Raw genomic sequence first — 12,035 nt, 5'->3', positions numbered from 1 at the left:
TTTAATCCCTCCATGCCTTTCTGTATGCCAGTGGGGTGGTGCCTTCCCTGGCCTTAAAAAGATTGATAAAATGCGTCACATTGTTCATTCCGGATTCAAAGGCAATCTCACTGACCGGAAGATCGGAATACTTCAGCAGCTCTTTTGCATAGGAAATGCGGGCAGTGATAATATATTCGTGGATCGTGACGCCGATATATTTTTTGAATTCTTTTAAGATATGATAGCGGCTGCGGTGGGTAAATTCTTCAAAATATGACAGCGGGAGGCCGGATTTAAAATTCTTATCTATTTCCCGCACGATTTGCCTGATATAATCGGGGATCAGAAAGGTATCTGCATTATTTGTAGCTGTTTGCAGCAGCAGTTCTGTCAGCATACCGTTGATTAAATTGGATGTGACCAGCTCGGTGGTCAGATCCTTTTTTTGATTGAGCGCAATAATGCGCCAGAGTGTGCGCTCCATGAAAAATTCATCGCGCACGCTCAATATCTGAAACCCGTTTCTGGTAAATTCCTTGTAATAACCCAACGCACTGTTTCCGTTAAAATGAATCCACAGGATCTCCCAGTCTTCCTCCCGGTCCGTACGGTAGAGATGGTGCTGTTCGCAGTTGATATAAAAACACTGCCCCTTTGTAATTGGATAAGTCTGCCCTTCATATTCCAGATATCCTTTGCCCGATACCGTGTAAACAATCAGGAAGGAGTCCAGATTCTCCCGTTCTGAAAAATAGGGGTGGAACGTTTTAAAATAACCTACCTCCTGCGTATAGAAATAGGTGGATCGTGCCGTACTGCTGGGCGTGAGTATCATCCGGATGGAGTCTTCACTCCAGGTGTGGGAGCCGCGCTCCAAAACCTTTGTGTTCTGCCTCATAATGTCACCACAATATTCTGTTATTTTTAAACAATTTGCTTGGATGCAATCTCTATTTTACAGGAATATAATGGGTTTGTAAACACGAATAGAAACAATACTAATATATTATTTTTATCATGAAAACAGGAGGAAAGACGATGAATACAAGAAAACAAGTAAAAAAACCAAGAATCGGAATTTATTCTATGGGACTGAAGCATTACTGGGGGCAGTTTCCGGGTCTGCGGGAACGTCTGATAGAATATGGGGAATTTATCGCAGGTAAAGTACAGGAATTCGGGGCAGATACCTGCTTCTATGGGTTGGTGGACTGTGAACAGGAAGGGATAAAAGCGGGAGAGTATTTCAATGAGAACCATGTGGACCTGATACTGGCTCATTCCGCGACTTATGTTACGAGTGCATCGGTGCTCCCTCTGCATCAGATCTGCAGCGCACCGGTCGTGATTCTGAACCTGCAGCCTGCGGCAAAGATTAATTATGAGAAGACGACCACCGGGGAATGGCTGGCACACTGCGGTGCGTGCCCGGTGCCTGAGCTTTCCAATGCCTTCCACCGTGCAGGAATCAAATACCGGGTTGTAAACGGCCTGTTGGGACTGGACTATACTCCGGAGATATCTCTCGCCAATGAAGATACCGCACAGCGCCCGGAGGCGAAGCGGGCGTGGAGGCAGATTGAAGAGTGGGTACAGGCCGCCAAAGTAAAATGCGGCCTCAGGGGTGCCAGATTCGGGTTCCTTGGCAATACCTACAGCGGTATGCTGGATATGTACAGCGATTTCACCATGTTTCAGGCACAGACCGGCGCCCATCTGCAGGTATTGGAAATGTGTGATCTGGACAGGCACCTGCAAAGTGTGACAGAAGAAGAGACAGCGGCAAAAAGAAAGGAGATCGAGGCGTTTTTTACGATAAGTGAAGATGCGGCGGCAGACCCTCTTGCCCAGAAACCGACGGATGAGCAGATGAACTGGTCGGCCAGAGTGGCTGTGGCACAGGAGAAACTGGTGGAAGAGTTCGGTCTGGATGCATTAACCTATTATTATCATGGGGCGCCCGGAGGACATTACGAAGAGGTGCAGGGAGGCTTTATAGTCGGGCATTCTCTTTTAACGGCCAGGGGAATTCCGTGCGCCGGTGAGGGAGACCTGAAAACCTGCCTTGCGATGAAGATATGCGACATTCTTGGCAAGGGTGGGAGCTTCTGTGAAATTGTCACGGCAGATTATGAGGACGGCACCATTCTACTGGGGCATGACGGCCCGTTCCACCTGGAGATCGCGAAAGGTAAGCCAATCTTAAGAGGGATGGGGCTGTACCATGGAAAACAGGGGACCGGCGTATCTGTGGAAGCCAAAGTGCGCACCGGTGACATTACTAACCTGGGATGTACCCAGACGGTGGACGGAAAGCTCAAGTTTATCATAACGGAGGCTGAGTCGACGGACGGCGATATCATGACCATAGGAAACACCCAGACCCCTGTTAAGTTCAAAAAGGATCCGGATTCCTATATGGATGAATGGTTTGCAGAGGCACCGACACATCATTTTGCAATGAGCATCGGGCACAATGCATCCCTTTATGAGAAAGTGGCAGATCTGCTGGAGATACCGGCAGTGGTACTGGATAAATAAAAGTATATGAAAGTTCAACAGGCGCGGGGCCGGCTTATTAACTCATGATTGTGGGTTAAAGCACCTGGCGCCTGTATTCTTCTGGTGTATAACCGAACCGTTCTTTAAATTCGGCAAAGAACTGCTGCGTGTCGCTGTATCCGCATTCCGCTGCAATCTCGTATATATTTATTTCCGGGCGGGACAGCAGGGTCATAGCCTGGATAAAATGGCTTTCTTTCAGCAGATCCTCCGGACTGCTTTCTTCTTTGGCGTCTGCGATTCCATCCTTGGGATAGCGTGCAGGCAGACGTATCTCCACCTCGGTGCCGCTGCCGCGGGTACTGGAATAGGTCAGCCCATACCCTGGACCGTACATCAGCTGCAGCCGGCGGTGTGTGTTATAGACCGCAATCTTCGAACCTTTTCCGCCGGAGGGGCCGTGTCCGGTCAGTATGTCATCCAGCTTTTCTTCGGAGATGCCTACTCCGTCATCGGAAATCAGAATCACAATATCCTCCTCCTCCAGCCATCCGGTAAGGACGATAGTTCCCTGTTTGGAGTCCTTTTCCAGAATGCCGTGCAGGACACAGTTCTCAATGACCGGCTGGAAGGTCAGTTTTGGGATCGAGTACTCGAGCAGATTATCCGGAATATCGATCAGAAAATCTATGGTGTCATGAAAACGCATATTCTGCAGCTGGACGTAGATAGAAACATGCTCCAGTTCATCTGCTATGGTGCTGAGGCTCTGCTTTCTGCTCAGCGTCAGCTTATAAAAACGGGACAGCTTCTGGACCGCCGAGGTTACATCCTGGGAGCGGCCCTGCTGGGACAGCCAGTTGATCATATCCATTGTATTATAGAGAAAATGTGGATTGATCTGGGCCTGCAGAGAATTAAATTCCGCTACCCGCAGATCCTCGGCGGCCTTGGCCTGCTCATCCATAAGCTGGTTAATCACGCGGGTCATATAATTATAGGTGGAGATCAGATCCCCGATCTCATCGTAAGTGTCTGCGTCAGGCAGTGCCACGGGCGGCCCGATCCGCGACTTTGCCATCTGATTGATGACGGCGGACAGCCTGTTTGTAATGGAATGGGAGAGCAGCGTGGCAATGAGGAATGCGATCAGGATACACGCCACATAAACCAGAATAAAGCCCGCCATAATTGTAATGCTTTTCGTAATCATGGGCTGGGACGGCATGGCGACGACCATGTACCAGTCCGTATTTTTTATGCTGTAAAAGCCGGCGTATACGTCCTCCCCCAGAACCCGCTTTAAGATAAAGTTATTGGAGGACATAAAATGTTCCTGTACCTCATCATATCCGAAATGATAGGCGCCGGATAATGCCGGATCCGATGTGGCCACAAGACTGTCTCTGTCATTAATGATGTAAGCCACGTTGCTGCTGGAAGAGAGGTTGTCTTTTAACAGGCTGTCGAAATAATCCTGGGAAAAATAGATCGCCATGTAGCAGGGGACCCGCTCACCCTCATAAATAATACTTGATTTTGTTATGTATGCCATCTCCCCGTTATGCCTGATCTCATAGGAGCCGAGATAGAAAGACGGACAGAAGAGCGCGCGCAGTGACGGAGCCCCGTTAAATATCCCATACCAGTAGGTTCCCCAGGCATTATTGATCGGAAGGATGGTATTGCACATCGGATAATTTGAAAAGATACGATCTGTCCGTGGAATATCTATATACAGTTTAACATCTGTGATCAGAGAGTCATCAGTGGCTTCTTTGATTGTTTCCATAAAGCTGTCTGCAGAATCTGTATCTGCAAGGCTGCTCAGTGTTTCTGTCCGGGCGGAGCTGACAATCTGGTGGTAGAACTCTTCCCCCGTAATCTGGTCGTGTAAACGGAGGATGCTGGAAACCGCATCCTCAATCATCGGGGCCGTCTGCGTGGATGCATTCTGTTCCGTACGGATGGTGTCTGCAATGATCATGTCGTAAAGTTTCGTATAGAAAAAGACTGCAAGCACAATCATGGGGATCGTTGCGATCACCAGATGTGTAATCGTAAACTTGGTCTGAAGCTTCAGGTTCTTATACAAACTGCCGCTCTTCTTTGTATGTAATTTCATCCCAGCATCTTCTCCCTGTATTTGGACGGGGTCAGCCCCGTGAATTTTTTAAAGCTTTTGCTAAAATAATTGCCATTGCTGTAGCCCACCTTAGAGGATATATCTGTAATCTGATAGCGGGCGTCGCTTAGCAGCTGCATCGCCTTTTCCATGCGGTATTCTGTCAGATACTGATTGAGGGTCTGTCCTGTCTGGCTCTTAAAATAGGTACAGACATAAGAGGCAGACAGATATACATGATCGCTGATCTCCTTGATGGAGAGCGCATCGCTGGCATAATTCCGGCTGATATAATCCTTGATCAGAAAAATCGTGGAATCTTCCGGAACATGGGCGCTGATGCCTGCAAAAAACTGCTCCGTCCTGGTGACCAGCAGCTGGTGAAGCTCCTGGTAAGTAAAACAGCGTTCCAGATGGTCAATGATACTTTCCTCTGTACTGGTCTCCGAAGGATCATGGCTCAGCTTCAGCGTCTGGCGGCAGTCATTGATACTGATAAAAAGCTTGTAGTAGATATCCTTGACCTGGTTGGGCAGAAACACCCTGTTTTCAGAATAACACCGATAGAGCCGGCTCAGAAGTTCGATGCAGGCAGCCTGATCTTTGGCAAGAAGCGCATCCTTAAAATCTACCGCAATCTTTTCCGTCTGTTCCTGTGCACCTGGTTCCATTCCCGGTGCGGTTTCCATGTCCGATGCAGCAAGAAGCGTACCCGGGCTGAAAAAGAAACTGCTCTGGAGCATAACCACCGCGGTCGTATAAGAGTGATAGACCCGGCTGATTCCGCTCACCGTGTCTCCCCGCCCGATAAAATAATCACCCAGGGGAAGAAACTGCTCTTTCAGACAATTCTCAACAGCAGACAGTGCAATTGGGGAGGGCGCGCTGTTTCCCATAATATGGAACACATGATATACGGCGTGGATCTGTATGTAAAATACATGCAGGTGATAATGCGTAAGATAATCGGTCAGGTCATCCCGGATATTGCGCAGAAGTACGCCGTCAGGTTCGGAGGTTTTCAGCCTGACGATATAGGTTGTAAAACTGCTTCCCGGCATCAGGCGGAGAGAAAGCTCTTCGGTCAGGCTGGTGATTTGTCCGGTATTCTCCTTATAGGGTTTGGTCAGAAGCAGTGCAAGCTGGGAGGCAGTCTCCATAGAATACAGGTTTTCGTTCTGTCTGGTGCGCAGATTCTTTTCACGGCGTTCGATGGCTTCCAGCACGGCCTCTTTGATTTCCTCCGGATTTAGAGGCTTTTCTACATAATTGATCGCTTTCAGTTTGATGGCCGCCTTCAGATACTCTTTGTCAGAATAACCGCTCATAAAAATGACGCTGGTATCCGGAAGAAACTCTTCCAGACGTTCGACCAGCTGGATCCCGTTCATGCGCGGCATGCGGATATCACACAGAATAATATCCGGTTTCTGCGCGCGGGCAATATCCAGCGCGTTCACTCCGTCATCGGCCTGAAAGATCTGCTCGATTCCCAGTGCGCTCCAGTCAAGAGACGCAATCAGTCCTTCACGGGTTAACTCTTCATCATCCACAATCAATAATTTCATCGTATCGTTTCTCCTTCGTAATCAGATCGTCCTTTGCCCTGATGTGCTGGGCATGGAGAATCCGCATGCTGGCAGGGGCTTACGAACAGGCCCCCTCAAAAATAGAAGTTTCATCATATTCATACTATATGCTATCATTCTAACAAAATCCATCTGTGAAATCTAGACTTTATTCTGCAGCTCTGCTGCAGACCCGCCTGAAGGTTAACACAAAAAAAATTTACCCTTAATCGAAAAATTTTGCTGTTTTAGAAAAAAATTAGAACTGTTACACTTATTTTAGAAAGGAAAAGGAGGGAAACACGGTGTCTGAATATGTTTTGGAATTAAAAGGTATCACAAAAATATTTCCTGGCGTTAAGGCTTTGGACAATGTGCATTTCCAGCTCAAAAAGGGTGAGGTCCATGCATTGATGGGCGAGAACGGAGCCGGTAAGTCTACATTCATCAAAGTCATAACCGGAGTACATAAAGCAGAAGAAGGCGAGATGTTCCTGGACGGCAGGAAGGTTGACTTCAAAGGCCCCAGGGATGCGCAGGCAGCCGGCATTGCAGCGGTTTACCAGCATCCGACATCTTATCCGGATCTGACAGTAGCAGAAAATATCTTCATGGGCCACGAGATCATCAGCAAAGGCATGATCCAGTGGAAGAAGATGAATGAGGAGGCAGGCAAGCTCTTGGCGCAGCTGAACGCCGACTTTAAGCCTACCGATGAGATGGGAGCTTTGAGCGTGGCACAGCAGCAGATGGTGGAGATTGCGAAGGCGCTTTCAACAAATGCCAGAATCATTATTCTGGATGAGCCTACCGCAGCGCTGACCAAGAATGAGTCTGAGGAACTGTACCGGATTGTTGATAAGCTGAAAGAAAGCGGTGTTTCCGTCATCTTTATTTCCCACCGTTTTGAGGATATGTACCGCCTGGCAAGCACGGTTACCGTGTTCCGGGATTCACAGTATATCGGCACTTATGATGTGGACGGAATCACCAATGCGGATCTGATAAAAGCAATGGTCGGACGTGAGATCAAGGATTTGTTTCCAAAGCCGGAAGTGCAGATCGGACCCGAAGTACTGCGTGTGGAAGGACTCTCCAGACTTGGATATTTCAAGAATGTTTCCTTCAGCGTGCATGCAGGTGAGATCGTAGGTCTGACAGGACTGGTTGGAGCAGGGCGGACCGAGGTCGTGGAAAGTGTCTGCGGCATCACAAAGCCGGATGCCGGAAAGGTATTTCTGGAAGGCAAGGAAACGCATATCAAACAGCCGTCCGATGCGATGAAGCAGGGGATCATCCTTCTTCCCGAAGACCGTCAGAAAGAAGGACTGATCATGAGCTGGGGCCTGGGCAGAAACGTCACACTTCCGACCATGGGCAAATATGCAAAGCATGGTTTTAATAACGAGAAGAAAGAACGCGAAATTGCGAAGAAGCTCCTCGAAGATGTGGATACAAAAGCAGTTACGATTTTCGATCCTGCGACATCACTCTCAGGAGGTAATCAGCAGAAGGTCGTAGTAGCAAAGGCGCTCGGCCAGGAGATGAAGGTTGTCATCATGGATGAGCCGACAAAAGGTGTGGACGTAGGAGCCAAGGCAGAGATCTATCAGATCATGGGCGACCTGGCAAAACTGGGATACGCGATTATCCTGATCTCCTCCGAAATGCCGGAGATCCTTGGCATGAGCGACAGAATCGTCGTGATGTGCGGCGGAAAAGTAACTGGTGAACTGAACCGTGATGAGGCGACCCAGGAAGGAATTCTTGAGCTGGCAATGGAAAAATCAAAATAGGAGGAAATGGGAAAGATGAAAGAAAATAAATCTATCTGGAAAAAAATCACCGGCTCCCGTGAAGCAAGCCTTCTGATCGTTTTGATTATCCTCTGTGTGGTCATTTCATTCAGAAGCCCTTCGTTCATGACGCTAAAATCTATATCAGATATGCTGAAAAATAACGCGGTTATCATGATCATGACGCTGGGAATGCTGGGAGTGCTGCTGCTTGGCGGCATCGATATCTCAATCGCATCCACGCTTGCATTTTCAGGAATGACAGTCGGGATGCTGCTGAAATATAACATCGTAGAAAATGCGTTTCTGCTCTTTGTGATTGCAATCGGAATCGGAGCGCTGTGCGGGCTGGTAATCGGACTTGTCATCGCAAAGGGAAAGGTACTCCCGATCATTGCAACGATGGGATTCATGTACATATACCGGGGCATGGCCTACATGATCGGAAACAGCCAGTGGGCAAGTGCAGAGAACCTGGGTGAATTCAAAAACTTTGCCCTGGGCAAGGTACTGGGAATTAATAATGTTGTATTAATCATGTTTGCATGTTATATTATATTCTTCATTGTTATGAAATGGACGAAGGTGGGAAGAAAAGTATATGCGGTAGGAAGCAACCGTGAGGCGGCTGCAATATCCGGTATCAATACGTCCAATGTGGAACTGATGGTTTATACGGTAATGGGAATTCTCGCCGGACTGTGCGGAGCCCTGGCCGTAGCGGTTTACTCTTCCGCACAGCCCAATATGCTGTACGGAAAAGAGATGGATGTTATCGCAGCCTGTGTAATCGGCGGTGTCAGCATGACTGGCGGGCGCGGAAGCGTTGTAGGAGCATTCCTTGGCTCTCTGATCCTGGCGATTATCGCAAAGGCACTTCCTCTCGTAGGAATCGACTCGATTGCACAGAATACAGTAAAGGGTGTTATCATATTAGTCGTTGTAATCCTGAACGTCGTAACACAGCGTGTAATGGATAAAAATAATCTGAAGGGAAGGGAGATGTAATCATGGCAGGAAAATCCGGAAGAACCATAGCCAATGTGCCAGAGAAGTCATGGAAAAAGACGGTTCTCAGCTGGGAAGGCATGCTGGTAGTATTGTTTATCTTAATCAACGTTTTTTGTGCAAGTATCTCCCAGAGCTATCAGGTATCCAATGTACTCAGAGAGATGCCCAAATATCTGACAGAAGTGTTTCTGATGCTTCCCATGGCATACATCCTGATACTTGGAGAAATTGATATTTCCGTAGGCGCTACGGTCTGCCTGTCAGCCACGATGACATGCATGGTATGCAACAAAGATATGCCGTTTATCTTAGTCGTTCTGACCGCGCTTGTGGTCGGCACGGTCTGCGGACTGGTGAACGGGCTGATCCTTACAAAGTTTACCGAACTGCCTCCTATGATTGTAACGCTGGGAACGCAGATCGTATTCAGAGGAATTGCGGAGATCGCTCTTGGAAGCGGCGGATCCATATCCTTAAGCAACGCTGACGGGTTCCGCATGATCGCAGGAAAAGTGGGGATGATCCCTTATATTCTCTTCGTAGTGATTATATTTGCAGTCATCTTTACCGTTGTACTCAGCAAGACGACATTCGGAAGGAGTGTATATGCCATAGGCTCCAACAGGCTGGCAGCTTACTATTCAGGAATTCATGTACAGAAGATCCGCCTGATCATCTATATGGCAATGGGATTCATGGCCGGGCTTGCAGCGCTCTTCCTTACATCCGTACTTTATGGAGCCAACACCACGACAGGAAACGGTTTTGAGCTTGATGCCATTGCAATGGCGGTATTCGGAGGAATCTCAACCGCCGGGGGCAAGGGTAAGTTACAGGGCGGAATCATATCCGCATTCATCATCATCTGCCTGAGAATCGGTCTTGGACAGATCAACATGAACCCGCAGTTAATTCTGATTATATTAGGCGCTCTGCTGATTCTGGCGGTATTACTGCCAAATATCGGAGGCGAGTTAAAGTTAAAGAAAAAAACGGCAGCAGTTAAGTAGTCTGTTTCTGATAACTTGTTTTTATCTTATAGGAAAGTTCACCTATAAGATAAAAAAGCCTTCCAGGCGGGTTGCGCACTGCGGCGTAAGATGTAGATGTCGCGGTGCGACCGCCGCAGGCGCGAGTTTCGCAAGCGAAACTCTATTCTTATTAATCTGATACCGGGCGCCGGGAAAGGCGCTTTGTATATAATAAAATTCCATAGGGAGGAAAGAAAGCATGAAGAAAAAAGTTTTAAGCGTACTGTTATGTGTAGCAATGGCGGCAACACTGGCTGTAGGATGCGGCTCAAAGGATGAGGGCACTACAGACGGCGGTTCTGACGCAAAGACAGAGGACACTGCAAAAGATGACAGCAGTGATTCTGGAAAGAAGACTTATGCAATTGTCACAAAATCAGCAGGAAATCCTTACAATGAAAAAGAGGCAGAAGGATTCCAGGAAGTAATCGAGGCAGAAGGCGGAGAATGCATCGTAAAACATCCTGAGGCTGCTACAGCGGATGCACAGGTATCTGTTATCCAGTCACTGATTTCCCAGGGAGTAGATTCTATCTGTATCGCTGCAAACGATGAGAATGCACTTCAGGCAGCACTGGAAGAAGCAATGGATGCAGGAATCAAAGTATCCTGCCTTGACTCTAAAGCGAACCCTGACAGCCGTCAGACATTCGTAAATCAGGCTGGAACAACTGAGATCGGCCAGGCTCTGATGGACGCAGTTCTGGACATCACAGGCGGAGAAGGACAGTGGGCAATTCTTTCAGCTACATCACAGGCAACAAACCAGAATGCATGGATCGACGCTATGAAAGAGATCATGAAAGAAGACAAATACTCCAAACTGGAACTTGTAGAAGTTGCATACGGAGATGACGAGCCGCAGAAATCAACAGACCAGACACAGGCTCTGTTATCCAAATACCCGGATCTGAAAGTTATCTGCGCACCTACAACTGTTGGTATCAATGCAGCAGCTAAGGTACTTCAGGACGAGAAATCATCTGTAAAACTGACAGGACTTGGACTGCCTTCAGAAATGGCTGAATACATCGGTGATGACGACGCTCATTCCTGCCCGTATATGTATCTGTGGAATCCGATCGATGTTGGACGCCTTGGGGCTTACACATCAATCGCATTAGTTGACGGAACAATCACAGGAGCAGTAGACGACACATTCACAGCCGGCGACATGGGCGACTACACAGTAGTAGAAGCATCAGACGGCGGAACAGAAGTCATCCTCGGCGCACCGTTCAAATTCGATCCTTCTAACATCGACGAGTGGAAAGACGTTTACTAAAATTTTACAAACCCATAAATAAGTAATATAAGCGGGCCAAAATGGCTCGCTTATATTACTTATGATTCCAAAAAGACGCTGCTTGCACAAGAAATCCGGGTGAAAAGATTCCGGATAAATGCAGGATATCTCACTGGACAGAAGCCGTGGTAAGTGATATTCTGGAAACAGCACAAAGGGCATGTACATAAGAATGCCGAGACATGAAAGGAGACAACATGATCAGAAAAAGTTTTAAAATGAAATTATACCCGGGAATGGAAAAAGAGTATGAAAAGCGCCATAATCAATTGTGGCCGGAGATGAGAGATATGATCCATGAATACGGCGGATCCAACTATTCGATCTTCCTCGATAAGGAGACCGATATTCTGTACGGCTATATAGAACTCGAAGACGCAGAAAAATGGGACAAGAGCGCGGACACAGAGATCTGCCGTAAATGGTGGGACTTCATGGCGGATATCATGGAGACCAATCCGGATAATAGTCCTGTATCTACCGATCTTTATCCTGTATTTCATTTGGATTGATATAAACATCGTGCATATGTATTGGATCTGCAATAAGGGGACTGTCGGGAAACAGACGGCTCCCCTTCTCTATGTTAAGAAACACATGAGCCTCTATCCGGTTAAGATTTTAAGTTGTTTCTATGTTACTATTCACAGTCGATTAGGGCATGACAAATAGAGCGGGTGTCATTTCCGCTTGATTTTTCATATTTGAATCGAC

At 47.6% G+C, this 12,035-nt stretch carries 9 protein-coding genes; 6 read left to right on the top strand and 3 right to left on the bottom strand.

Translation table 11 applies throughout. The features are described 5' to 3' along the window. Position 1: 1 nt before the first annotated feature. Positions 2-880, bottom strand: a complete 879-nt coding sequence (locus GKG43_RS07585; RefSeq protein WP_055153326.1) for an AraC family transcriptional regulator — start codon at positions 878-880, stop codon at positions 2-4. A 140-nt stretch (positions 881-1,020) separates the two neighbouring features. Here GKG43_RS07585 and GKG43_RS07580 point away from each other — a divergent pair, with 140 nt between their 5' ends. Beyond that, the gene (locus tag GKG43_RS07580) at positions 1,021-2,523 is read left to right on the top strand and encodes an L-fucose/L-arabinose isomerase family protein (RefSeq protein ID WP_055153328.1); all 1,503 of its coding nucleotides are present in this window, start codon (positions 1,021-1,023) and stop codon (positions 2,521-2,523) included. A gap of 55 nt (positions 2,524-2,578) precedes the next feature. On the opposite strand, the gene GKG43_RS07575 is transcribed toward GKG43_RS07580, so the two are convergent. Both GKG43_RS07575 and GKG43_RS07570 read right to left on the bottom strand, forming a co-directional pair. After that, positions 2,579-4,609 carry a histidine kinase gene (locus GKG43_RS07575; RefSeq protein WP_055153330.1) on the bottom strand — a complete coding sequence of 677 codons (2,031 nt, stop codon included), beginning with the start codon at positions 4,607-4,609 and terminating at the stop codon, positions 2,579-2,581. Further along, positions 4,606-6,177 (bottom strand): response regulator, encoded by a 1,572-nt coding sequence (locus GKG43_RS07570; protein ID WP_055153332.1) that lies wholly within the window; start codon positions 6,175-6,177, stop codon positions 4,606-4,608. Before GKG43_RS07570 ends, GKG43_RS07575 begins: the two co-directional genes overlap by 4 nt. A gap of 305 nt (positions 6,178-6,482) precedes the next feature. Between GKG43_RS07570 and GKG43_RS07565 the strand changes: the two genes are divergently transcribed. The 5 genes from GKG43_RS07565 (at position 6,483) to rhaM (ending at position 11,833) form a co-directional block, all read left to right on the top strand. Continuing rightward, positions 6,483-7,973 (top strand): sugar ABC transporter ATP-binding protein, encoded by a 1,491-nt coding sequence (locus tag GKG43_RS07565; RefSeq protein WP_050640115.1) that lies wholly within the window; start codon positions 6,483-6,485, stop codon positions 7,971-7,973. Positions 7,974-7,988: 15 nt separating this feature from the next. Continuing rightward, on the top strand, positions 7,989-8,981 hold the full coding sequence (locus GKG43_RS07560) for an ABC transporter permease (RefSeq protein ID WP_050640840.1): 993 nt from the start codon (positions 7,989-7,991) through the stop codon (positions 8,979-8,981). A 2-nt stretch (positions 8,982-8,983) separates the two neighbouring features. Next, positions 8,984-9,994 (top strand): ABC transporter permease, encoded by a 1,011-nt coding sequence (locus tag GKG43_RS07555; RefSeq protein ID WP_050640114.1) that lies wholly within the window; start codon positions 8,984-8,986, stop codon positions 9,992-9,994. Between the two features lie 220 nt (positions 9,995-10,214). Beyond that, positions 10,215-11,300, top strand: coding sequence for a rhamnose ABC transporter substrate-binding protein (locus GKG43_RS07550; protein ID WP_050640113.1), 1,086 nt, complete (start codon positions 10,215-10,217; stop codon positions 11,298-11,300). Positions 11,301-11,518: 218 nt separating this feature from the next. Continuing rightward, entirely contained in the window at positions 11,519-11,833 is a 315-nt protein-coding gene (gene rhaM, locus GKG43_RS07545; protein ID WP_050640112.1) for an L-rhamnose mutarotase, read from the top strand. Positions 11,834-12,035: the final 202 nt, after the last annotated feature.

The organism is Eubacterium sp. BIOML-A2, assembly GCF_009680135.1.
Lineage (GTDB): Bacteria > Bacillota > Clostridia > Lachnospirales > Lachnospiraceae > Faecalicatena > Faecalicatena contortus_B.
This window is presented reverse-complemented; position numbering and strand designations above follow the sequence as displayed.

Bases quoted from the DNA above. Each gene is read 5' to 3' on its own strand.
- GKG43_RS07585 (WP_055153326.1), bottom strand. From the start codon at position 880: ATGAGGCAGAACACAAAGGTTTTGGAGCGCGGCTCCCACACCTGGAGT.
- GKG43_RS07580 (WP_055153328.1), top strand. From the start codon at position 1,021: ATGAATACAAGAAAACAAGTAAAAAAACCAAGAATCGGAATTTATTCT.
- GKG43_RS07575 (WP_055153330.1), bottom strand. From the start codon at position 4,609: ATGAAATTACATACAAAGAAGAGCGGCAGTTTGTATAAGAACCTGAAG.
- GKG43_RS07570 (WP_055153332.1), bottom strand. From the start codon at position 6,177: ATGAAATTATTGATTGTGGATGATGAAGAGTTAACCCGTGAAGGACTG.
- GKG43_RS07560 (WP_050640840.1), top strand. From the start codon at position 7,989: ATGAAAGAAAATAAATCTATCTGGAAAAAAATCACCGGCTCCCGTGAA.
- GKG43_RS07555 (WP_050640114.1), top strand. From the start codon at position 8,984: ATGGCAGGAAAATCCGGAAGAACCATAGCCAATGTGCCAGAGAAGTCA.
- GKG43_RS07550 (WP_050640113.1), top strand. From the start codon at position 10,215: ATGAAGAAAAAAGTTTTAAGCGTACTGTTATGTGTAGCAATGGCGGCA.
- rhaM (WP_050640112.1), top strand. From the start codon at position 11,519: ATGATCAGAAAAAGTTTTAAAATGAAATTATACCCGGGAATGGAAAAA.